Origin of the sequence: Paenibacillus sp. GSMTC-2017 (assembly GCF_016019935.1) — a bacterium.
Lineage (GTDB): Bacteria > Bacillota > Bacilli > Paenibacillales > Paenibacillaceae > Pristimantibacillus.
On the sequence record NZ_JAECMT010000001.1, the window covers coordinates 566,954 to 587,614 of the forward strand.

Sequence of the window (20,661 nt, forward strand, 5' to 3'; positions counted from 1 at the left end):
TCACCCTTCCTGCCAAGGGCCTTCTATTTTAATGACAGCCTTTTGAGTCGTTTCGTTTGATTTAGGTGATGATGTTTTTCCTTTTGAAGATGGACTCTTCTCCTTAGGCTGCTTCAAGCCCGAGTTGTCAACTGCATCAACCTGTGTCCCTAGTGGGGTAGGTAAAGTCCCTTCATAGGAGGTCGTAGCAATTCTAACGGATTTAATCGTCAATGAAAACGAAAAACCATTTGCTACTCGATGATCATGTTTTGATGAAAAACTCGTAATGAGACCTGTAAAAGCATTCCTTCCCACATATTTCGCAATAATTCCTTGATCCATGTTCGAAATAATTTTGGCTCGGACCTGAGCAGCATCATCACCTACAATATACCCATTTAATGAAAGGGTGCGCGGTTTGCGTTGTACATGGTCGCTAAGGTTGATTCCTTTTTCAACGGGTTGGTCTGTAATATCTACTTCATATGAGGGATCTTCATTAATAACATGGATATATTGACCGTTTAAGATTGCCACTAAACCTCAACCTCCAATAGCCCCATTCTACGAATAGCTGAATCAACAGCATCTTGAATGACTCTCTTCATTTGTTCCGCCATATCACTATTGACCGATCCTCCTGAAGTACTTCCTTTCATGTCTATATTCAGATCGATCTCAAGTCGTTGAGTTGTGTTGGCTCGTACTGGGGCAGACTCTGGTGTATAGGTTGTAGCTGATACTTTCTGTGCAGGATCACTAAGTGGTGCAGTTACTTCTCCTGCTAGAGCAGTTTGGGTGTACGACGCAGTTGCATCACTCAAAAGTGCAGTCTGGGCATACGACGCAGTTGCTTCACTCGCAAGTGCATTCTGAACGTACGACGCAGTTACTTCTCCCGCTAGTGCGGTCTGAACGTACGGCGCAGTTACTTCTCCCGCTAGTGCGGTCTGTGCGTACGGTGCAATTACTTCACCCGCTAGTGCTGTCGATGCAACTGATACCATAGCCTGTGTACCTGTAATACCATCAGCTAACCCTTCACCTGTATAGTAGCCGACTTCCATCATTACTCGTGAGGGCGATTTAATGCCTAAGAAATTTTTGATCCCGGTTGTTATCTTACCTGCTACATTTGTAATAGCAGTAACTACAGCACCTGCCATATTCACAATACCGTCAATTAAGCCTTGAATAATGTTCCTACCGATTTCTTGCAAATCAATCCCTTGAAAAAATCCTGTTATCGTTGTCCAAATTCCAGTGAAAAAAGTTCCAATACCCGAAAATACGTTAGTGGTTATTGTTGAGATCTGAGTCCAGTAACCGGTAATAACTGTAACAATCCATGATATAGCGCCAACGATAGCCGTATGAATGAGTAAAACCCACCCACTAAAGAAAGTAACTATGCCGTTAAATACGTTTGTTGTTATTGTCGTAATTTGAGTCCAATAACCGGTAACCGTTGTAACTATCCATGAAATAGCACCGACGATGGCTGTTATAATCAGCAAACCCCATCCACTAACGAAAGTAACAATGCTATTAAAAATGTTGAAAAATCCATTTTTAAATACTGTCCATTGTGCTAATAACCATGGACCAATCGTTCCCCAATTTTTGAAAATAAGAATGGCAGCTATGATGACTGCAATGATACCAGCTACGATCCAAGTTATCGGATTTGCCCAAAAAGCAGAATTCAATGCCCATTGTGCTGCTGTCATAGCCCATGTTCCCGCTGTAGATAACCAAGTTCCAATTGTCATTACTCTCATTGCTGCTGAAGCTGTTGTAGTCGTAAATGTCATAATCCTTAACGCTGCTGTTTTTGCTTTAGCCGCTATCGTAGAAAGAACCAACCTTGCTTTAAGAGCAACTAGTTCAGCGTTTACTGCTAATAACAACGCTTTATGTGTAACTAACGGCACCTTACTAGCAATCCAAGCAGCTGTCATTCTTATAATCGATCCCACCGCTACCCATCCCGAAGCTGCGTACTTGTAGATGGATACAATTAAACTACCAGTCATTTTTGCAGCTGTTTTTACGGACTCTACCCCAGTCAATATAATACCTTTTAGGAAAGAACCTGACATCTTTGCACCACTAATTGCTGCTTGGACTCCTGTTCGGATCAAAGCCGGCAAAAAGATTGTTGTTAAGACGGCCGTCGTTGCAAGGATAGCGTTTTTGTTCTCTGCAATAAATCCAGTAAACGCATTAAAACCGGATATTAATGCTGGTATTGCACCCGCTACAACGTTAAAACCTTTACCAAGGAAGTTAGCAACTGCAGTACCAACTGCTTCGATTTGCGGTTTGTGATCAACCAGCCATTGGCCTAACTTCGACAGGTGGGGAAGCATTTTCTGACCAATAGGCATAAGAAACCCTGTCTCGATCTGTCGCCCGAACATCGCAAATGCTTCACCAGGCTTATTAAATTTAATTTGATTTAGCTCATTCATACTAGCCGCAGTTTCGTCGAACTTGTCAGTTGCATTTCCCATTGCTGTAACTACGTCCGCTTCCAGCTCTTTAAATTGAGCACCCATTAGAGCTACACCAATTTTATTCCTTTTAACGGGATCTTCTATCGCTGCTATACCCTTTATTACTTGGCTAAACGCCTGACTAGCCTTAGAACCACCCTCAGCAAATGTTTTCGTCATAGCATTAGCATCAAAACCTAGCTCTTTAAAAGCCCCTCTTGTCGATTTAGAGTTGTCTTTAGCTATACTATTAAAATCTTTTACAGCAAGGCCTACTTTATCTAACTGGTATGCACCTTCGATTGCTCCTGCTGATAACACATCGAACATTCCCTCAGCAGTAAAGCCCAGTGCCTTAAACTGATTGGAATATTTGTTAGCACTATCTAACAAATCTCCCGATTTGTTAAGTCCCTGCTGAGATCCTTGCGCAAGTAAATTCATTGCCTGCTCTGACGAAATGCCAAATTGCCTCATCATCGTATCAGCGGTTTTAACACTATCTGTTAATTTAAACCCAAAAGAGTCTTGAAGTAAGATCGCATTACGCGTCGTATTTTCTAATTGATCTCCTGTTTGTCCGGTAACTGTTTTTACTGCTACGATTGCATTTCCGAGATCTGCCCAATCTTTTCCGAAATTTTGATTATAAAGATTTTTCGCTATCCCACTTGTCTCTTCCATTTGAGCTTTTGTTGCAGCTGTTGCTCCTTGCACATCTGACATCGCTTTTTCAAAATTCGATGCTGCTGTTTGAGCTGCTACACCAATTCCAATAATAGCTCCAGGGAGAGACATTGCTAATTCTATAGCTGCTTCAGCAGCATTAGCCTTTAGTTTTTTAATACTTTCAGCAAACTTCGAAGTTTTGACCTCTGCTTCAGCTACTTGTTCCATATTCACGTTTATCGCTACGTTGTACATCAATATTCCGATTGTTTGCTCCGCCATCGCTTCCATTCACCCCCCATGCAACAAAAAAGCGCCCCGAAGGACGCTATTTCTTTTTGCTTCTAGAAGCCTGCTTTTGCAGCTGAACATATATATCTAACGCCGCGTTCGCTTCCATCAGATCATTCTGATCCATCATTTGAAGATCGGAATAGGAAATATTCATATCTGATAAAAGTAAGCGCCATTGAGACCAATTTGCTCTAGCCCTCTTCTCCGCTTCCAGCTTGCTGATCATCATCGTTGTCACCATCTTGCCCTGAGATGAAAGAGTAGGCAGCATTAATAACTTCGCTATATTCAGTATAGTCTTTAAAATCGTCAATCCGTTTCTTTGGCTCGACGACTACATGCTTCAGCATTTCTTCTGACAGACGCTCTTCTAGCACAACTCCATGCTTATTTTTTGATGCGTCATTAATTTTCGATACCATACGCACACCGGGATGCTGGAAAATATACTTATTTCCTTGTTTTGAAATGAAATCTTTCTGATTAAAATTAGTCATGCGGTATCTTCTCCTTTAATTTAAGCTTTTGAATTATTTAAATACAATTATTCAAATACAAGATCAAGACATTTAATTTCATATTCCCGATCTTCTAGTGCATTTGCATACTTGCGCGCACCAGGCTTTGAGATATAGCATTGTGTCGCTGATGTAATTTCTTTCTGTTCGCCTGCATAAATAACGGTTACCGGAACCAAATCACCTGTATTGGCTAAGTTATTCATAAAAGGAATCTGAGGGCTCGTCGGCTGCAACGTTAGCGTAATCGTTCCGAGATTATTGTTAATCTTCGTACGGACAACGTCTCCTTGTGCTCCTACTGAAGTCTCGTAATTGTCCTCATCTTTTTCAATTTCTACCATAGATTCACCGAAACCAGTTAAATGAACATTTTGGATAATGACACTTACACTTTTGGGATCATACGTATAACTCATACTTTTTCATCTCCTTAAATTTTGATGTAACCTCTAATTGCTGTTTTATGGATCGCACCTGCAAGTTCAAACGAGAATTCTCCACCCTTGTAGAGACGATTTGCTCGATCTGCAGCATCCACTTCGTTTCTCGATTTGAATGTTGTGGAGAACAGACCCATTCCCTTTTCATCCCGAGCAATCATGCCATTATTAAATGCACGTTGTAAGACGGTCCGCACGCTGCTCTCAATAAGCGCAATGCCGTTGTCATCGTAGCTCAATTTACGTGTTTGGTTTAACAAATCTTGAACAGAGAATTCAATCGATTGGACTAGAAAATCTTTGCTATGAACGATATCGATATATTCGCCACTAGCTACTTTGCCTTCGCTCGTTACAGCTTTTCCAGCTTTCATGACATATGTGTTTGCACTCAGCTCATGAATTTCATTCAATTCTGTAGCAGTCAGATCAAGAGGAACGATTCCTCTTAACGTCTTAAACTTCCAAGTAGCACTACCAACTTCGTCAGAACCCGTTTCACCGATCCATGCTGCTTCTGGATAATTTGATGTATTGGTATGATAAAGAATGCTTGTACGGCCATAGCCCTTGGCTTTAATCGCAGCCAAATCCGCTTTGGTGCTTGAACTTGTTAGGAACTGCCTCGTTCCATCAAGCTCTACTGCATCAGCAATTGTAGTAATACTGTCGACTGTTCGGTCTGTTGAAACAAGGAAATACCAATCCTTTGAGAAAATCGATGGCAAAAATACCTCAAGAGTCTCTCCCGCAGTTTTATGCAGCATTACCGCAATTTCAGCTGGTGCATTATCCCCTTGGTTAAATAAAGCAAAAGCCGCCTTATAAACTTCACTTGTCGTAGCGAAATCTGTCTTAACCGCTTCTAAGTTCGCATATGATTTGTAGTCCTGCCCTGTAGCGCTAGAACCGATAATTAGTGTTTTACCAAAACTCAGCTTTGGAGTCGGTTTTTGAATATCAATTGTGACAATTACATCTTGTATGGACAATTTAATTTCCTCCTTGAATATTAATTTTTTCAATAACTTCATTAAGAGTTTCTACTACACTCGTAGTTCGAAACTCTACTTCAAACCCTTGACGCAGCTCTAACACGTTATTATTGGTTACGTCCCGATTTTCGAGATCTCCAACATTAACTACAACTACATCTACTAGTTCTTTCAATAAAACATGTCCTGCTGTTTTGAACCAATCTCTGGCAACCAACCCATTTTCGATGCTTGTGGCACGATCGCTTGCATGAGACAAAAAAGAGACCGTAAATGATACTGTCTCTCTCTCGATTCGTTTATTTGATTCAAAATAGATTGACGGTTGCCCCTTCGATGCTCTAAACCCGCCAACAAAATCATAAGTAAAAAACGAACCTACAGGTCTATCAACCCCGCTATGCATCTCAATAACGGGAAACTTCAAATGTTCTGATAGATTAGTAACGATAGCAGAACGAATTACCCTAATTGCTAACAAGTGCAATCACCCTTTTCATAACACCTTACTCTGAACAACATGCTATTAATCGTCAATAGAACAGCGAGTAGATACTTCGTTTGGGGGATGCACGCTCCCGTATCCCTTCACAATTATGTTGTCCCAGAGTAGACCATTCCTTAGTGAAAGCCATCGATTGAATCGTATCCATATCATCACCCCCTTCACTTGAAAAGTTCAGAGTTGCTGCGTTTTAATCTTGCGTAGATTGTTTTTCTCCAAAACACACTTCGGCAAATGACATAATTGCTTCGTCTCTCGCCATTCACCCCAATAACATCCTTTACATTTCGCCGGTTGCTTTGGAAGTGGCGGTTCTTTAACCGATGATTCCTCTGTTTCCTTCATATCCCCGGTCCCTCCCTACCTTTAGCGGGATACTAACCCATGCAAAAGGGGCCGCCCATTGGACGACCCCTCACGCACACTTGCCATATTTCATACTTCCATAATTCAATATTACCATGTTCTTTTGCAACTTGTCGGACATGAAGCGGACGTAGAACGGACATAAAGCGGACATCGTATTTTAGCACTCTTTTAGTACCAATAAACCTAGAATAGTTGCAATGCGATACAAAGTATCTGACTTTATCCGGCGGTAATGGCGATCACTATATCCCATCTCCATCGCTACATCGATATCAAGCACACTGTCCTCGTCTAAATATCTAGCGCGTATTAATTGCTGTTGTTTAGCTCCCAGCCTACTGATAGCACTCTCCGCTCGCTCAATGTGACGACGCCTCCGTTCGGGCTCATCTACATTAATAGCGGCTAATCTCCCCGTATGATCGCTTGTCATACCTGTATAGCTTCGCGGCATGTCATTATAGGAAGCTGTTATAGACTGCTCCATTGGTATATAGGCGGTTACTTGGTACTCCCTGGCTTGTAATAGATATTTCTCCACTGCATCCTTCGTTGCACTGTCATCCACTTTGTAATTTTCCAAACTCATTCGTTTTGCTCCCATTACTCCCATCTCCTCTGCTATTTTATAGATAAAATTATTTAAACCCCTTGCTACCATTCTCCAACGTGCTTATTTACATTTATTTGATTACTACTGCTGCTACCCTTCTTCGCGAAATTCGCCGAGACTGTTGCCCCTCATGTTCCCCATTATTCTTTTTGTTCATCAAGTCTACAAGAAACGGTGATCTCGCCTTGCATATTTGTCCAAACCTTTCCTATGAATCAATCATAGAATATATCATCCCAAAAGAAAGGGTGATAGAATTGGCAAACGTTGATGTAAGGCTCCAACTATTCTCTGGCAATAACTTCACAAATCGGCGGATTGTTTTTAGACGTGGAGGCGTAGCAGTTCAAGACTTGGGAGCATTTCGTTTTGATAATGTTCTTTCCAGTTTTCGTCTAAGAAATGTCTCAACCACAGATTCTGTTACACTTGTTTTATTTTCACGAATTAACTTTCAGGGATCCACTCGCGTATTTCGTGGGCGCCAAAACGTGTCTAATTTAGGTAATTTCAATAATCTAACTTCTTCACTAATTTTAGTAGGGCGCAACCTTACAGATGCCGAGATTCAACAGATCCAACGTACAGGTGTCCCTCCACGTGATATTTTAGTTATCAGACAATAACTGATGAAGGAGAAAAAGGCACAGGAATGTGTCTTTTTCATACTTCCAAGCCATACTTCATTTCAATTCAATTCACGTTTGCAACAAGATTGTTATACTGCCAAGCGACGAGGATCTTTTAATCTAAACAAAAAACTCCTCTTCCGATTCGTTCTATATCATCATCCGTTGCACGAGTTATAATAAAAGGTTCACTTCCGTTCCACCACACCATTTCTTCGCCTACCTCAATCTCCTTAAGGGCCTCACACAGCTCCTTTGTCGGTTTAATATCTATTTTCCATCTATTTTTTAATTTCGAATTAATCATTACTTAACTCCTTCTATACTTAATCATACATTCTTTTGAGCGCGTCCTCATGCCGTTTTGAAGTAGCCATGTTTTCAAACACTCTGCAAGATCCAATAATACGATCAATCAATCTTCCGTCTACATCCAATTGCTCCCCATTTCTACCTTTCTCAAACCACTTGCTTAGTCGATTGAGATCTAGATTGGTAGAGTAGTTCGTTTTTTTGCCCATTCTACCGTTTATAATTGGAAATAAGATGTCATTAAACTCCGTTTCGGACAATATACCAGAACCGATTTCATCCAATGTCAGCAGGTCACAATCAACCGCTGCCGTAATAATGTCCGTTAATGAAACTTTGCTGCTAAACTTGAACGTATCTTTTGCAATATTAAAGAGCTGTGAAACATCGAGGAACAAACACACAAACCCTCGTTTATCTAATTCATGATGAATGGATGCCATCAGATGGCTTTTACCGTTGCCTGGCTTCCCATACAACACTAACCCTAATTGTTGTGTATCGAAGGTATCTGCAAACTTCTTTGCTTCATTAAACACATTTTCTGTACCTCTACGAATAATAAAGTTTTCGAAGGAGGCACGTTTAAGACTGTCACTTATGATGTTACGCTTATAATGCCTCTCAAGCCGATCCCGACGTACTTTCCGTTCAAGGTCCTGCCGCTCCTTTTCCATCCTACCCGCATCACATTTACATGCAGAGGGCATGACGTATTTCTGAAATAGCGGGAAAAATACTCTTTTCATCTCAACTCGGCAACTCAAGCAGCAATATGTACCTTCGACAGGGTCAGCGGCGTACAAAGAGGTCATAGTTTTGTTTGGAACTGATAATATCGCTTCCGTGATCGCTTCTACGTTCATTCGTTCCACCTCCATAACGCTGCGCTTTAATCTTTTTGTCAGCTTTGTTCTCCATTTCGATGACTAACCGATCAAATTGCTTCCGAAGTTTGCCTGGGCTTAAAATATTTCTCCGCCAAAAGGTGTCCGTTGTTACCCATTCAATTACTGCCTTTACTTGCTCCGTCTCCCGTTTGTCGATCTCATATATTTTCCGGAAATCGTCTGCCCAGTGCTGGAAATCTGGTTGTTTCAGGCTACCCGTCCATTCAGTGATTTTTGAAAAAAGAAATACTGCCATTCTGTAAGAAGAAGTATCTTCGGCATACGTTTTTCGTTTATTTGTTATCTTGTTTTCCTCTTTGTTTACCTTGTAGTCATTGTTATCATTTTTGTTTGTGGCCACTAGTTGGTCATTTGCTGGTCGCTTGTTGGTTATTTGCTGGTCATTTTCACTCTTTTGCTCTTGGTATAAATCCCAATTAAGTATCGTTACAACTGAAAATTTCGTTGTCGATTGGATGGTCAAAAAATGTCCCCTTTGCAATGTTTCGAGCCATCTCCAAATTGTTTTTGGACTTTTTTTCTGATCACTTTTTAGCCCATTGTTATACATGTCATGGAGGTCAAATCTTCCCGTTACGAACTGACCAGGTTGAAGCTGAACGGTCTGTCTACCGATCATCTGATTACGTTCAATATAGGTTGCTTCTGTCAAACAAATAAGCCACAGTCTCAACAATTCCATATCATTAAAAATTGCATTTTTTCGAAGTTTACGATGAATACATATCCAGCCTTCCATTTATCTTCCTCACATCCTTTAACTAGTTTCTATAGCAGACGAATATATGATTTACCGGATCTACAAATTGGGCTTCATACTATACGCTTCGCAAATTGCAATTTCGAGCAGGAGATTCTCTCCAATCGGAAGCTTGTCCAATCGTGCTCCTGCACGTATTCTCCCTTTTTCAGTCAAATGAACATGACCACATTCATCGATTACGATAAAACCTCCTAACCTAAGCTCACTAGTCATATATTCACGTTGATCTAGAGCCGAATTTCCTGTTTCAACTGTTCTATTCATTATTGGAATCATTCCCATCTCAATGTTTTTGTTAGTTACAAATGTATAGTTCATACAGATATCATCTCATGCAACGTTTCATTGCCTCCATGTTCAAAAAAAGCGTCCACTCAAATTCTAGAGCGCCTGCTATCTTTTTTGCTACTTCAACACTTGGATTCCCCCTCCCACTTTCAATCATTCCGTAATATTGACGTTTAATTCCAACCATTGTCGCAATCTGTAAATGTGTGAGCTTTTTATGTTTTCTGATCTTTTGAAGCCATATTCGAGTCATTCCAGCCATCCTGTCACCTCCTTGGCAACGTTTCATTGCCTTATTCACGATATTAATGCAACTAAACGTTGCTGTCAATCTATTTATGCAAAGTTTCATTGCCTCGGTTGGCAGGCAACGAATAATTGCCTATAATAGAGCTAATCTGTTAATGGGGGCTATTATTATGCTACCTGATCGCCTTCGAAATCTACGATTAGATAAGAAGAAGACACAAAAGGACATGGCCGATTTCCTAGGTATTACTAGGCAAGGATATGGAAACTACGAAAGCGGAAAAACGGAGCCTGATCAAAAAACGATAAATGCACTTGCTGACTACTTTAATACTTCTATCGATTACTTGTACGGTAGATCTGATAACGTTCAACCTGATCTCACTGACCAGCTTAACCATTCATCTAGCAAAACAAAACATGATGAAGGTCATGAACAACGTGCAGATAGCGAAGCGAATATTGGACGAGCGTTTTTAGGTGGATCTGATAAGTACTCCGAGGAGGAGCTAGATCTGGCGAGAGCAGCTGCCAAGGCTGCAGTGGATGCATACCGTAAGGCTCAACGAAAAAGAGATGAACAATAACTTTATTATAGCCTTAGTCAGGCTATATTTTTTACTCATACATACGAACATACGTTTCTTTTTTGGAGGATGATAACAAATGTTGGATTTCAGTTTATACAAACCATCCGATTTGGAAATTTGGATTAGTACAAGATATATAGAACATGGAATATTAACCCCTTCAGACTTGACCATTAAAGCCGTTTCGCAAGCATTTAATGTTGAAGTGAGATATTATAGTGGTCCATGTTTCGCTCAGTGGGAGGAAAACAGCTACTCATTTATTTTTCTTAAAGAAGATTTAGGTTACGAGGAGCTCCGGAAAGAATTTTTTCATGAGCTGTGTCATCCTCTTAGACATGTTGGCATCCAAGATTCCATGCCTTCTACCTTTCAAGACCTTCAAGAAGCACAAGCTACACAGTTTCAAATGGTCGCTGCAATGCCTTACTTCATGTTAGAGAAGTATGAACCGACTAAATATTTGCATCATTACTTGACGATCATTTCTGAAGCATTCAGGCTTCCCTATACCTTTGTGAAACAACGTATAGAACAAATATTACGAAAAATACATAGTGAGCGCGAAGAGCGAACTCTACGTGCAAGAACTACTATGAAACCTGTGATCTATACTTACTCCCATGCCACAAATAATCTATTAAACCAATTAAACCGCCAAATTGCCGAGAGCAGGAGTGTATATCGTGTTGAAGATTAAAGTCATTTATGAAGAATCTGGTGAAGACGGGCTACTTAATCCCGTTTGGATGATTGTAGACTGCCACTCACTCGACTGGAACAAAACGTTAACCATCGATATAACAGCACCATTCCAGCGAATCACTTATGATGAATTTGAAGGTGAGCATCCGTCAATCACGGTGCCAGACTTTGCATACACGCGCTACGAGTCAAAAGAACACCATATTGGTATTATGCTGCCACTTGTTAAGAAAGCGGCGTTTAGAGCTGCGAATGTGCTTCCTTCGGAATTGGACTTATCTAGTGTCGAGCGGCTTGTACTGCGGATAAGTGATATTGAGGATGTGTTGCAATATAGCATAAGAACGATTATACGAGCTAAATGTGATACATAAGGGCTTATAAAAAACAATCGAGGCCCTATCACTAGGGCCTCTTTCATGGGAGAGGAGAAACCGGACGAAGAACTTATGGGGAAACGTAAGCCTTCTCCGCGGTTGTCTACGACATCTTCCGACGCCGATGTTTTTAGCTTCTCCCGAATCGGTATGAATATACATGACAGTGAAAATTTTCATCATTCGATTCCAGATTTCCCACACTATTTGCTCATACAAGTTCAAATAAAAATACTTCCTTAAATCCCTTCTCCCCTTCGCAAGTCACCTTTATTGCACGTGTACCCGGTATTCGTTCAATCCAGTTTAATGCAAGAAATCTTTCTAATAGAGCAGTACCCAAAGCGCCTGCCAAGTGATGCCGCCTCTCACTCCAATCTAAACATTTGTGCGAAAATGACCTCCTCTTTTTCTTCACTTGTTCCACATCAATATGAAATGAAGCAAAAAAATCGTTCCCTTTATCCGTAATGGAGAAGCTGTCCTTCTCTTCGGATATAAACCCATTTTCCAATAATGAAGCTGTTAATTGCACACCTAGTTTTCCAGCTAAATGATCATAACAAGTTCTTGCCTTGCGCATTGCGCCATCCTCTAATGCTTGCTTAAATGATCTAATTTCCATCGGAGGAGAGATAGATAATAACATTTCCATAATGCCAGCAACTTCTTGACTTTGAATGCCATAATAGCGGTGTCTTCCTTGCTTTTCGATGGAAACGATATTTGCATCAACCATTTTTGCTAAATGAAAACTAGCTGTTTGAGGTGTTATCCCTGCTCTATATGCCAATTCATTCACTGGATGGTACCTGCCATCCATCATTACTGTTAATATCGCTGCACGAGAAGCCTCACTTACCAAAGCAGCTACAACTGCCACATTTGGACTAACACTCATCTTACATTTTCTCCTTATGTAATCCATATTTCGATGATCATCTACTTACTTACATTTTACAATAAGTTAGCAATGATAACTAAGTATGAGGAGAATTTACGATGAGCACACACGATTACATTCCAAGAACAGAAACTATAACACCTTCCATTTTGTATTATGGAACACCAGTTATTCTACTAACTACATGCAATGAGGATGATTCTGTAAATATTAGTCCTTTGTCATCTTCATGGGCATTAGGAAATTATATCGTACTTGGAATTGGGCTTGGCGGAAAAGCAATCGAAAACGTAAAACGCGATCCTGAGTGCGTAATTAACATCCCAAGCCCAGCACTATGGTCAAATGTGGAGAAGCTAGCCCCGTTCACAGGGAAATATCCCGTTCCAGACTATAAACGTAACAATAGGTACACTTTTGAAAAAGATAAATTTGCCTGCTCTGGATTAACGCCGTCGCCATCCCTTTCGGTGAAACCTTCCCGAATTGTGGAATGCCCCATTCAAATTGAAGCTAGAGTAAAACATATTCGTATTCCCGAAGACCTTCCACATATCGCTATCGTTGAAACGGAAGCTGTACATGTACATGCACATACAAAAATTATTTTAAACGAAAACCATATTGATCCGAACAAATGGAGCCCACTTATCTATAATTTCCGTCATTATTTCGGGCTCGGAAGCCCGCTTGGCAAAACCTTTCGTTCTGAAACGTAAGGAGTTTTACTGGTTAAACATCCGATTTCCAAATATTTACCTTGGTTATGAACGTCATTTTTGTTTATAATATCACAGCATACTTCTGAGATCGGCAGAGATGTATTCACTTATGAAAATAACAACATAACATTTTTTGGAGGAAATCAACGTATCATGCAACATGAATCACATTCGAATGTCAAAATTGTATCCGCAGATCCAAGCGCAATCGGTCTGTTCGGACTAGCTATCGTTACTCTCGTAGCATCATCCCAAAAACTAGGCATAACTGAAGGTCTTAGTTTCGTTATTCCATGGGCTATTTTCCTTGGCGCATTCGCCCAACTTTTTGCTTCCATATTAGATGGCAAACATAACAACACATTTGGTATGACTGCATTTGGCGCATATGGTTTCTTCTGGCTAGCTGTTGCTGGAAGTTGGTTAATAAAGTTAGGAGCATTTGGACCAGAACTTGCGGCTGACGTTGACGTGAAGCAATTGGGCTTCGCTTTTCTTGGCTATCTTATATTCACCTTGTTTATGACGATTGGCGCAATGGAAACAAACAAAGTTTTGTTCTTCATTTTTGTACTTATCGATTTCTTGTTCATCGGACTAACTTTTGATGCTTTTGGAATCGTTCCTGCATTTTTCCATAAGCTTGCTGCATTCTCTGAGCTCGCTATTGCACTTCTTTCTTTCTATGCTTGTGGTGCAGCAGTTCTTAATACACATTTTGGTCGTGTATTTCTACCAATTGGCAAGCCTTTCGGCATTTTCAAAAAATAACAAAAAAACCGCTCTGTCACGCCGATTCGTGATAGAGCGGTTTTTTATTCCCAAATAGAACGATTACATTACTGCTTTGTAAATATAACTTTTTTAGGTGGCAGTTTATCTGCTTTAGTATTGTCCCCTTCACTGAGCACTTTAAACTTAACTTCATACGTTTGTGTGGAGTTAGGTGCAATTTCGAATACATTTATACTTAGAGAATTATCTACTATAGCGTAAGCAAACTTCTTTTTAGCTACACCCATTTCCTTTGATAAATCTGTTTTCATTGTAAATCGCACATCATTATTTGTTATATTTTTCACCGTTATGTCAGAGGTAAAAACGATGTAACCCGCTTCATCAATGGAATAGTCATGAAATGTACTTTTGTCATAAATATAAGACAAGCCACTCCCAACTCCGCCCATTTCCTTCAATATCAAAGGAACTGAAAACAGTAAACAAATGATTAACGGTATGATCATTATTTTTCTTCTCATATGTCGCACCTCCCTTCAAGCCGCATTATAAAATCAGTTACTAAGCTTTTCCCCTCCTACAGCCGATACAACTATCAAGGAGGTGTAAGTATTGGATATTGCAGCACTATCAATCTTAAAAAGCCAATCGTCCTTATCTCAAGCGGTCGGTCTTAAAGTACTTAATATAGCAAAAGACCAAGCAGAGCAACAAGGACAACAGCTTGTCCAAATGATTAATCAAAATCTCGACCCTACCCGTGGTCAAAGCATCGATCTTCGCGTGTAATGATTGAACCCGCAAACTGCGGGTTTTTTTCTTGTACGGATATCAAAATAAGAGTGACTCTCCTATACTCATAATCTATCATTTCTATCATTTCTATTCCTTCAATTATTTCAATATAATTGCATCTTAACTATACACCATTTGATTACATCATGGCTCAATCTTCTGTTGAATTTAATAACGAGAAGCGCGAGATCGAAGAGGACGACGATCATGGCGATGATAAAAATAAAAATGTACGCATATGTACCTCACATTGAAGCAAACTAAGTTGTCTTGCCAAACAAAACCAAAAGGAGTGTTTCTAATGCGTGAAGGATTGATTCCTACTGTTCTTGGGACTGTAGTTACTGCTTCTGGTGCTGCTACACTACTGAAAAGCAAGTATAAACTTGTTGGTGTTGGTGTGCTCGGCTTTGGACTTGCTCATGTCATTCTTGGTGCAATCGATTTGATCGAACACCGATAGTCTTGGCAAGATAGGCAGGGAGGCACTTTATTGTCTCCCTCCTTTTTGAAGATTCAACTCAAAACAATAGAAATAGTTGTGCAACCCAATCCTTCCCTCCATCGTTCCCATACTATGGGTGAAAGGAGGATGCACATGCCCAATTATCGAATTATTGTCGATCTCTCTGATCGGAGATTATATCTTCTTGATGGGGATATTGTCGTACGTGGTTACCCTGTTGGTATTGGGAGAATGGTTACACTTACCCCGACCGGCGAGTTTTTCATCATTAACAAACAGCCTAATCCAGGAGGACCATTCGGCGCGTTCTGGATGGGTCTATCTAAACCGTCGTATGGCATACATGGAACAAACGATCCATCTTCAATCGGTCATGAAGTTTCTCATGGGTGTATTAGAATGTACAACCACGATGTCCTTGAATTAGCAGCACTCGTCCCGATCGAGACACGGGTTACAATACGCCCATAACATCATGTCATTTGGTATCTTCTAAGCCCAGAATGCCCTATCGTTCATTGGGCTGTTCCGGGCTTCATTCAATTACGAACACACCTCGTTTATTTGCAAAAAGCGGCCACTCCCCAGAACATTATTTCTGGAGAAGTAGCCCCTTTATCAACATAAAAACTAATCGATCATTACAACCTGCGCGCGCTCATCCCACTGAAAAGTACCACTGCGCACATTGACCAAATCCCTTACTTTTACATATCCCGTCGATTCCGACAGCATGGACTCTAACTCTATACCGTTTACAGTAACCTTACTTCCCGTCCAGCCAATCTTCATTCCAAGGAACTCACCGATTTTTCTGGCAGGTATCCAAGGTGTTCCATTTAATAAATATCCCGTCCCAATTACTTGCCCTTGATACGTTATAGGTATAATTGAAGCGGCCTCAAACCCTCTTGTTTTCCTAGGGGGCGTTACCAAATTATCATATTTCTTCAGTCCATACTGATTTATAATCGAGATTAACTTCGATGCATAAGCAGGATCTGTTGCATATCCGCAAGCATAAAGCATTTGTGCTTGTTGTTCTGGCGTGGTGGCCTGCCGTACTCGTTCATACCTTGATATATTCATAAGCAGGTCCAAATCTTTATAGAAATGATAAATGCTTTTATATGCTCGGAATGCTGCTTTTATCGTTACATTTCTACCATCTACATATTCCCATGTACCCTTTATGACCGCTGCACCTTGCCAATAGGCATTCGTCCGCCCACTGCCAACTTTGATCCCACCCAAATTGTTCCACGCATGAATGACCCCACCTGATTCCAGTAAACTTTGTGCAAGTCGTACAGACGGAAACAAATGAGAACCTTCCTGACCAACTAAGATGGCTGCTGGTGCAATAGCCGCAAAAAACTGATCTCTCGTCAGCTTCGCCATATCCTCACTCCCCTAACTACTAGCCCTCCTTATATGCACAAAGGACTCTTACTCTTTTGTATGCGACAGCTTGGCATAAGGAAACGGCACTTCGTCCTATTGAGACAAAATGCCGTTTCTACAGACGAATTATATATCGTAAAAACGTTTCGTATTTTCAAGTAATACAGATGCCACTTTAGCAGCATTCATTCCTTTAACAGCTGCGATATCCGCAATAACGTGTCGCACCATCGACGGATTGGTTGATTGGCCACTGTAAGGTCCTTCAAACAACCACGGTCCATCAGTCTCTGCCATAAGAAGATGAATCGGATATTGCTCCACAAGCTCAATAATTTCCCGCTCATATGCAACATCCGGTGTAATAGATATGAAGTAACCTGCCTTAATCATCCGCTCCACTGTATCTCTGCTTCCTTTAAACCAATGGAAATGTGCTCTGCGAATCCCATATCTCTGAAGCAAGTCGCATACTTTATCCGCATCTTCATAAACGGCATGAAGAACGATTGGGCGATCCAACTCTGCTGCAAGTGCAACGAAGCTTTCCAACAATGACAAATAGGGCGTCTCATTAAATGGCTCTCCTGTAGCTTCGAGCTCCGTCCGTTTATAATAGGGAAGACCAACTTCACCAATAGCGAATGCTTCCCCAGCAGCATCTCTTTCTCTTATCCAACGGAATAGCTGCTCCCGCTCAGCTGCAGAGGGTAGCTCCTGCTCTGGATGATAGCCGAATGCAGGATGAACTCGCCCCGCATACTTTTTCGCCAATCCATCATTCGTCTTGGAGGAGGCCAGGTTCATCGATACAGCTATAACAGCTTCCACACCGTCCCTGAACGCTTCTTCCAGCAGGGTAGTTCGTTCCTCTTCTGTATACAAATCCACATGAAGATGAGCATCAATACAAGCAAAATTATCTACACCGCGAATAAATTCTTCATTCGAATTATGCACGAAGAGCTGCCTCCCTACCGCTATCTTGAAGATGAGTATAGATACGTTGCTTCAGCTCGTTGAAGCGGGTATCCATCCATAACTCCTCCCTGCGCGGTCTCTCGAACGGGACAATGATCTCATCTTGAACAATTGCAGGTGAGGCGGACAATACAATAATCCGATCCGATAAATAGATCGCTTCTTCGATACTATGCGTGACTAACAGCACTGATCTGCGGTTTTTCTCCCAAATCGATAGAAGCCACTTTTGCATATGTTGCCTCGTTAGTGCGTCCAGCGCTCCGAATGGCTCATCCAAAAGCATTAGCTTCTGCGGAGATAACAGAGCTCGCAGGAAAGAGACACGTTGCTGCATACCGCCAGAGAGAACATGTGGATATGCACCCGCATATTCGCCAAGCCCAATTTCGTTCAGCCATGCGTGAGCATCATCCTTCGCCTTTTTTTTATCTATACCTGCAATAGTAAGTGACAACTCAATATTACTTGCTACTGTCCGCCAAGGTAGTAACGAAGCCTGCTGTGGCATATAAGCGACATGACCGCTTTCAAGCGTCGTTTCCTTCCCGTCAATCCATATCTCACCGGCTGTTGGACGTTCCAGTCCACCGATCACTCCGAATAATGTCGTTTTACCGCTGCCTGAAGGACCAATAATAGATACGAACTCGCCGTCCCCTACTTGGAGAGACAGATCTTGAAGCACTTCCTTTATGCCCCTTTTATCTTTGAAGATTTTGCTTACTCCCTTTACTTCCAGCATCACTTCACTTCTCCTCCCTTCTTAGGTTGCCAGCGTACGATTAGACGTTCCGCCATTACGACGATTCCAAACAGTGTTAAGCTAAGTGCAATAATAAGGACAACTGCTGCAAAAGCCCGTTCCGGCATATACCCTCTGGATGACAATACCATGAAGCCACCAAGCCCGATCTTTGGCGACAACATTTCTGCGAACACAGCACTCATTACGCTGTAGGTTGCAGCAATTTTGAGTCCTGAAAATAAATGAATAATAGAATGAGGCAGCTCCAATCGCCAAAACAACTGCCACTTCCTGCTTCCTATCATTCGCAAATAATTACGTAATCCGTTATCCGTACTGGACAATCCGCTCAGCATTGCAATGGATACGGGGAAAAAACATACCAATATGACTAGAAGTGCTTTTGGAAGCAATCCATAGCCAAAAAGCATCGTCATAATTGGCGCCAATACGACGATAGGCACATTTTGCGATAAGATTAGAAGGGGGTAGATACCTCTTCGTACACCTGGCAATAGATGCAGCAAAGCGGCGAGCACAAAGCCCGCCGCCGATCCTCCTAAAAATCCAATCAAGGTGAGCTTAAGCGTTGCACCTGTATGTTCCATAAGCCTCGGCCATACGTTAGCCTTAAGCGCTTCTTCTACAACTGCCAAAGGCGAAGGTATCATCCAGCTGTGTACGACTCCGAAGGATACAATCGCTTGCCAGCAAGCAATCAGCACCACTAGTACAACAACTGGTGGCCATATGCTCGACCACGGACCTTTGTTATTGCCCATCTGGATATTTCTCAAGCAGTCTTCCCATTGAAGCGCCATTCTCTGGGTTATAATAAATTTTTATTTGTGAAATAACGGAAGCACAGCCCATCTCCGTCATCGCCTCGTTCATTCGCTGTACAACGCCAAGTAATTCGCTAAGCTCTCCCTCCATCGTCGTCTCTAGTGGAGCGACCCGGTATGGAACTCGCGATTCCTTTATAATGGAGATAGCCCGATCTACATAAGGCAGAACACTTTCTCCTCCTGGTGTAGTTGGCAATATTTGAATACTGACAAGTGCGTTAGCCATTTCTATTCCCCTTCTTTCTCCCATGTTGTTATCAGCTTACCGCATTATTCAGGCAAAAATTCGTTTGTAAAAGCTTTCTCAGCGTCTAGCTCCGACTCCAAAAGTCCACGCTCGAACATCCAGCCCGCGTAATTTTTCCATACGCTTAACTTCTGCTCTCCCCAACGAGGAGCATCGTCCTGATAACGTGTAGCTAACCACTTCTGACTAGCCTTCACTAAATCAGCGTTCAGATCAGGTTCAGCTTTAATCAATATGTCAGCAGCTTCCTCTGGATTGTCAATCGCTAGCTGATAACCTTTCGCTGTCGCAGTTGTGAAAGCTTTCACCAGATCTGGCGAATCTTGAATCAACTTTTCGTTCGTAACGAGAACGGGTGTATAATAATCCAGCTTGTCACTATAATCCGTCAAATAAACCATGTTAATTTCTTCGCCGCGAAGCTCAGCTTCAACGCCCGTCCAAGCATAATAGATCCATGCAAAATCAATATCCCGCTTCACTGCCGTGAAGAAGTCGCTGTCTCCAATGCTCATTATGTCTACTTTGCCCACATCTGCGCCATCCTCGCGCATAACGGAATCGATTATTGCTTCTTCTACAGGTGCTCCCCAGCCGCCGTAGCGCATTCCTTCGAACTTTTTCGGAGAATCTATTCCTTTCTCCTTCGGTGATGCGAAACCAGATGTATTATGTTGAATGACTGCAGCAATAGAAACGAGCGGCACACCCGCAATACGAGCTAATGTCACTGATTCTTGGTAGCTAACGCCAAATTGTACATTTCCGGAACCGACCATTTTGTCCGCACCGTCTTGACCAGGTGGAATAATTTCAACATCAAGACCTTGCTCCTTGAAAAAACCTTTATCGCGAGCGACATACAAACCTGTATGGTTTGTATTTGGCGACCAATCAAGTACAACCTGCACTTTTTGTAGCGGCTTCCCCCCTGTTGACGTCCCCTCTTCAGCTTTATCTGAAGGTTTTCCGTTGCTATTTCCCCCGCAGCCAGCCAAAGCTAGCATAAGCGCTAATAAAGTGATCGAAAGCGCTGTAACGTTTTTGGTTGTTTTATTGCGTATTTTGTTGCTTAACATGATGTGTTCCCCTCTCCGA

Annotated in this window: 30 protein-coding genes; 8 read left to right on the top strand and 22 right to left on the bottom strand. The window is 41.6% G+C overall.

Going from position 1 to position 20,661, the window contains the following annotated elements; all coding sequences use genetic code 11:
- From I6N90_RS02605 to I6N90_RS02670, 14 genes are all read right to left on the bottom strand, one after another.
- Positions 1-519 (bottom strand): phage baseplate protein, encoded by a 519-nt coding sequence (locus I6N90_RS02605; protein WP_197933946.1) that lies wholly within the window; start codon positions 517-519, stop codon positions 1-3.
- Entirely contained in the window at positions 519-3,440 is a 2,922-nt protein-coding gene (locus I6N90_RS02610) for a phage tail tape measure protein (protein ID WP_232242498.1), read from the bottom strand. Before I6N90_RS02610 ends, I6N90_RS02605 begins: the two co-directional genes overlap by 1 nt.
- Before the next feature lie 37 nt (positions 3,441-3,477).
- On the bottom strand, positions 3,478-3,672 hold the full coding sequence (locus tag I6N90_RS02615; RefSeq protein WP_232242669.1) for a hypothetical protein: 195 nt from the start codon (positions 3,670-3,672) through the stop codon (positions 3,478-3,480).
- The gene (locus I6N90_RS02620) at positions 3,635-3,940 is read right to left on the bottom strand and encodes a hypothetical protein (RefSeq protein ID WP_197933948.1); all 306 of its coding nucleotides are present in this window, start codon (positions 3,938-3,940) and stop codon (positions 3,635-3,637) included. The genes I6N90_RS02615 and I6N90_RS02620 overlap by 38 nt, the downstream gene beginning before the upstream one ends.
- A 47-nt stretch (positions 3,941-3,987) precedes the next feature.
- On the bottom strand, positions 3,988-4,380 hold the full coding sequence (locus I6N90_RS02625; RefSeq protein WP_197933949.1) for a phage structural protein: 393 nt from the start codon (positions 4,378-4,380) through the stop codon (positions 3,988-3,990).
- A gap of 14 nt (positions 4,381-4,394) precedes the next feature.
- On the bottom strand, positions 4,395-5,396 hold the full coding sequence (locus I6N90_RS02630) for a DUF3383 family protein (RefSeq protein ID WP_197933950.1): 1,002 nt from the start codon (positions 5,394-5,396) through the stop codon (positions 4,395-4,397).
- Between the two features lies 1 nt (position 5,397).
- The gene (locus tag I6N90_RS02635; protein ID WP_197933951.1) at positions 5,398-5,880 is read right to left on the bottom strand and encodes a phage neck terminator protein; all 483 of its coding nucleotides are present in this window, start codon (positions 5,878-5,880) and stop codon (positions 5,398-5,400) included.
- A gap of 198 nt (positions 5,881-6,078) precedes the next feature.
- A complete protein-coding gene (locus tag I6N90_RS02640) occupies positions 6,079-6,249 on the bottom strand; it encodes a hypothetical protein (protein WP_197933952.1) in 171 nt (56 codons plus the stop codon).
- Between the two features lie 181 nt (positions 6,250-6,430).
- Positions 6,431-6,877 (bottom strand): ArpU family phage packaging/lysis transcriptional regulator, encoded by a 447-nt coding sequence (locus tag I6N90_RS02645; protein ID WP_197933953.1) that lies wholly within the window; start codon positions 6,875-6,877, stop codon positions 6,431-6,433.
- Between the two features lie 753 nt (positions 6,878-7,630).
- Entirely contained in the window at positions 7,631-7,822 is a 192-nt protein-coding gene (locus I6N90_RS02650; RefSeq protein WP_197933954.1) for a hypothetical protein, read from the bottom strand.
- 19 nt (positions 7,823-7,841) lie between these two features.
- The gene (locus I6N90_RS02655; protein WP_197933955.1) at positions 7,842-8,693 is read right to left on the bottom strand and encodes an ATP-binding protein; all 852 of its coding nucleotides are present in this window, start codon (positions 8,691-8,693) and stop codon (positions 7,842-7,844) included.
- Positions 8,620-9,420, bottom strand: coding sequence for a hypothetical protein (locus I6N90_RS02660; protein WP_232242500.1), 801 nt, complete (start codon positions 9,418-9,420; stop codon positions 8,620-8,622). The genes I6N90_RS02655 and I6N90_RS02660 overlap by 74 nt, the downstream gene beginning before the upstream one ends.
- 117 nt (positions 9,421-9,537) lie before the next feature.
- Positions 9,538-9,819 (bottom strand): hypothetical protein, encoded by a 282-nt coding sequence (locus tag I6N90_RS02665; protein WP_197933957.1) that lies wholly within the window; start codon positions 9,817-9,819, stop codon positions 9,538-9,540.
- 7 nt (positions 9,820-9,826) lie between these two features.
- On the bottom strand, positions 9,827-10,051 hold the full coding sequence (locus I6N90_RS02670; RefSeq protein WP_332262382.1) for a helix-turn-helix transcriptional regulator: 225 nt from the start codon (positions 10,049-10,051) through the stop codon (positions 9,827-9,829).
- Positions 10,052-10,097: 46 nt separating this feature from the next.
- On the opposite strand from I6N90_RS02670, the gene I6N90_RS02675 reads away from it, so the two are divergent.
- From I6N90_RS02675 to I6N90_RS02685, 3 genes are all read left to right on the top strand, one after another.
- Positions 10,098-10,625 (top strand): helix-turn-helix domain-containing protein, encoded by a 528-nt coding sequence (locus I6N90_RS02675; protein WP_232242502.1) that lies wholly within the window; start codon positions 10,098-10,100, stop codon positions 10,623-10,625.
- A 79-nt stretch (positions 10,626-10,704) separates the two neighbouring features.
- Entirely contained in the window at positions 10,705-11,328 is a 624-nt protein-coding gene (locus I6N90_RS02680) for an ImmA/IrrE family metallo-endopeptidase (RefSeq protein ID WP_197933958.1), read from the top strand.
- The gene (locus tag I6N90_RS02685; RefSeq protein WP_197933959.1) at positions 11,315-11,707 is read left to right on the top strand and encodes a hypothetical protein; all 393 of its coding nucleotides are present in this window, start codon (positions 11,315-11,317) and stop codon (positions 11,705-11,707) included. The genes I6N90_RS02680 and I6N90_RS02685 overlap by 14 nt, the downstream gene beginning before the upstream one ends.
- Positions 11,708-11,921: 214 nt before the next feature.
- Here the strand turns inward: I6N90_RS02685 and I6N90_RS02690 are convergent, their stop codons facing one another.
- The gene (locus I6N90_RS02690; RefSeq protein WP_197933960.1) at positions 11,922-12,611 is read right to left on the bottom strand and encodes an ArsR/SmtB family transcription factor; all 690 of its coding nucleotides are present in this window, start codon (positions 12,609-12,611) and stop codon (positions 11,922-11,924) included.
- Between the two features lie 101 nt (positions 12,612-12,712).
- Here I6N90_RS02690 and I6N90_RS02695 point away from each other — a divergent pair, with 101 nt between their 5' ends.
- Entirely contained in the window at positions 12,713-13,333 is a 621-nt protein-coding gene (locus tag I6N90_RS02695; protein WP_197933961.1) for a flavin reductase family protein, read from the top strand.
- 156 nt (positions 13,334-13,489) lie between these two features.
- Positions 13,490-14,107, top strand: a complete 618-nt coding sequence (locus I6N90_RS02700) for an acetate uptake transporter (protein WP_197933962.1) — start codon at positions 13,490-13,492, stop codon at positions 14,105-14,107.
- 68 nt (positions 14,108-14,175) lie between these two features.
- Here the strand turns inward: I6N90_RS02700 and I6N90_RS02705 are convergent, their stop codons facing one another.
- On the bottom strand, positions 14,176-14,595 hold the full coding sequence (locus I6N90_RS02705; RefSeq protein ID WP_197933963.1) for a hypothetical protein: 420 nt from the start codon (positions 14,593-14,595) through the stop codon (positions 14,176-14,178).
- A gap of 91 nt (positions 14,596-14,686) precedes the next feature.
- Here I6N90_RS02705 and I6N90_RS02710 point away from each other — a divergent pair, with 91 nt between their 5' ends.
- From I6N90_RS02710 to I6N90_RS02720, 3 genes are all read left to right on the top strand, one after another.
- Complete coding sequence (locus I6N90_RS02710) at positions 14,687-14,863, top strand: YjfB family protein (protein ID WP_197933964.1); 177 nt, start codon at positions 14,687-14,689, stop codon at positions 14,861-14,863.
- 307 nt (positions 14,864-15,170) lie between these two features.
- Positions 15,171-15,332, top strand: coding sequence for an asparagine synthase (locus I6N90_RS02715; RefSeq protein WP_197933965.1), 162 nt, complete (start codon positions 15,171-15,173; stop codon positions 15,330-15,332).
- A gap of 135 nt (positions 15,333-15,467) precedes the next feature.
- Positions 15,468-15,806, top strand: coding sequence for a L,D-transpeptidase (locus I6N90_RS02720; RefSeq protein WP_197933966.1), 339 nt, complete (start codon positions 15,468-15,470; stop codon positions 15,804-15,806).
- A 159-nt stretch (positions 15,807-15,965) separates the two neighbouring features.
- Here the strand turns inward: I6N90_RS02720 and I6N90_RS02725 are convergent, their stop codons facing one another.
- The 6 genes from I6N90_RS02725 to I6N90_RS02750 all read right to left on the bottom strand — a co-directional run bounded on the left by I6N90_RS02725 (position 15,966) and on the right by I6N90_RS02750 (position 20,642).
- Entirely contained in the window at positions 15,966-16,736 is a 771-nt protein-coding gene (locus I6N90_RS02725; RefSeq protein WP_197933967.1) for a glucosaminidase domain-containing protein, read from the bottom strand.
- 129 nt (positions 16,737-16,865) lie between these two features.
- Complete coding sequence (locus tag I6N90_RS02730; protein ID WP_332262384.1) at positions 16,866-17,699, bottom strand: TatD family hydrolase; 834 nt, start codon at positions 17,697-17,699, stop codon at positions 16,866-16,868.
- Positions 17,692-18,465: an ABC transporter ATP-binding protein gene (locus tag I6N90_RS02735; protein ID WP_197934776.1), complete on the bottom strand. Its 774-nt coding sequence runs from the start codon at positions 18,463-18,465 to the stop codon at positions 17,692-17,694. The genes I6N90_RS02730 and I6N90_RS02735 overlap by 8 nt, the downstream gene beginning before the upstream one ends.
- Positions 18,465-19,289, bottom strand: a complete 825-nt coding sequence (locus I6N90_RS02740; RefSeq protein WP_232242504.1) for an ABC transporter permease — start codon at positions 19,287-19,289, stop codon at positions 18,465-18,467. The genes I6N90_RS02735 and I6N90_RS02740 overlap by 1 nt, the downstream gene beginning before the upstream one ends.
- Positions 19,240-19,542, bottom strand: coding sequence for a thiamine-binding protein (locus I6N90_RS02745; RefSeq protein ID WP_197933969.1), 303 nt, complete (start codon positions 19,540-19,542; stop codon positions 19,240-19,242). Before I6N90_RS02745 ends, I6N90_RS02740 begins: the two co-directional genes overlap by 50 nt.
- 44 nt (positions 19,543-19,586) lie before the next feature.
- Positions 19,587-20,642, bottom strand: a complete 1,056-nt coding sequence (locus tag I6N90_RS02750) for an ABC transporter substrate-binding protein (RefSeq protein WP_232242506.1) — start codon at positions 20,640-20,642, stop codon at positions 19,587-19,589.
- Between the last annotated feature and the right edge of the window lie 19 nt (positions 20,643-20,661).

What these genes read in the sequence shown, in the direction of transcription:
- I6N90_RS02660 (WP_232242500.1), bottom strand. Translation starts at nt 9,420, where the DNA reads ATGGAATTGTTGAGACTGTGGCTTATTTGTTTGACAGAAGCAACCTAT.
- I6N90_RS02720 (WP_197933966.1), top strand. Translation starts at nt 15,468, where the DNA reads ATGCCCAATTATCGAATTATTGTCGATCTCTCTGATCGGAGATTATAT.
- I6N90_RS02615 (WP_232242669.1), bottom strand. Translation starts at nt 3,672, where the DNA reads ATGATGATCAGCAAGCTGGAAGCGGAGAAGAGGGCTAGAGCAAATTGG.
- I6N90_RS02640 (WP_197933952.1), bottom strand. Translation starts at nt 6,249, where the DNA reads ATGAAGGAAACAGAGGAATCATCGGTTAAAGAACCGCCACTTCCAAAG.
- I6N90_RS02610 (WP_232242498.1), bottom strand. Translation starts at nt 3,440, where the DNA reads ATGGAAGCGATGGCGGAGCAAACAATCGGAATATTGATGTACAACGTA.
- I6N90_RS02665 (WP_197933957.1), bottom strand. Translation starts at nt 9,819, where the DNA reads ATGAACTATACATTTGTAACTAACAAAAACATTGAGATGGGAATGATT.
- I6N90_RS02750 (WP_232242506.1), bottom strand. Translation starts at nt 20,642, where the DNA reads ATGTTAAGCAACAAAATACGCAATAAAACAACCAAAAACGTTACAGCG.
- I6N90_RS02740 (WP_232242504.1), bottom strand. Translation starts at nt 19,289, where the DNA reads ATGGCGCTTCAATGGGAAGACTGCTTGAGAAATATCCAGATGGGCAAT.
- I6N90_RS02625 (WP_197933949.1), bottom strand. Translation starts at nt 4,380, where the DNA reads ATGAGTTATACGTATGATCCCAAAAGTGTAAGTGTCATTATCCAAAAT.
- I6N90_RS02725 (WP_197933967.1), bottom strand. Translation starts at nt 16,736, where the DNA reads ATGGCGAAGCTGACGAGAGATCAGTTTTTTGCGGCTATTGCACCAGCA.
- I6N90_RS02700 (WP_197933962.1), top strand. Translation starts at nt 13,490, where the DNA reads ATGCAACATGAATCACATTCGAATGTCAAAATTGTATCCGCAGATCCA.
- I6N90_RS02745 (WP_197933969.1), bottom strand. Translation starts at nt 19,542, where the DNA reads ATGGCTAACGCACTTGTCAGTATTCAAATATTGCCAACTACACCAGGA.
- I6N90_RS02695 (WP_197933961.1), top strand. Translation starts at nt 12,713, where the DNA reads ATGAGCACACACGATTACATTCCAAGAACAGAAACTATAACACCTTCC.
- I6N90_RS02620 (WP_197933948.1), bottom strand. Translation starts at nt 3,940, where the DNA reads ATGACTAATTTTAATCAGAAAGATTTCATTTCAAAACAAGGAAATAAG.
- I6N90_RS02680 (WP_197933958.1), top strand. Translation starts at nt 10,705, where the DNA reads ATGTTGGATTTCAGTTTATACAAACCATCCGATTTGGAAATTTGGATT.
- I6N90_RS02645 (WP_197933953.1), bottom strand. Translation starts at nt 6,877, where the DNA reads ATGGGAGCAAAACGAATGAGTTTGGAAAATTACAAAGTGGATGACAGT.
- I6N90_RS02655 (WP_197933955.1), bottom strand. Translation starts at nt 8,693, where the DNA reads ATGAACGTAGAAGCGATCACGGAAGCGATATTATCAGTTCCAAACAAA.
- I6N90_RS02650 (WP_197933954.1), bottom strand. Translation starts at nt 7,822, where the DNA reads ATGATTAATTCGAAATTAAAAAATAGATGGAAAATAGATATTAAACCG.
- I6N90_RS02675 (WP_232242502.1), top strand. Translation starts at nt 10,098, where the DNA reads ATGCAACTAAACGTTGCTGTCAATCTATTTATGCAAAGTTTCATTGCC.
- I6N90_RS02670 (WP_332262382.1), bottom strand. Translation starts at nt 10,051, where the DNA reads ATGGCTGGAATGACTCGAATATGGCTTCAAAAGATCAGAAAACATAAA.
- I6N90_RS02735 (WP_197934776.1), bottom strand. Translation starts at nt 18,465, where the DNA reads ATGCTGGAAGTAAAGGGAGTAAGCAAAATCTTCAAAGATAAAAGGGGC.
- I6N90_RS02690 (WP_197933960.1), bottom strand. Translation starts at nt 12,611, where the DNA reads ATGAGTGTTAGTCCAAATGTGGCAGTTGTAGCTGCTTTGGTAAGTGAG.
- I6N90_RS02715 (WP_197933965.1), top strand. Translation starts at nt 15,171, where the DNA reads ATGCGTGAAGGATTGATTCCTACTGTTCTTGGGACTGTAGTTACTGCT.
- I6N90_RS02705 (WP_197933963.1), bottom strand. Translation starts at nt 14,595, where the DNA reads ATGAGAAGAAAAATAATGATCATACCGTTAATCATTTGTTTACTGTTT.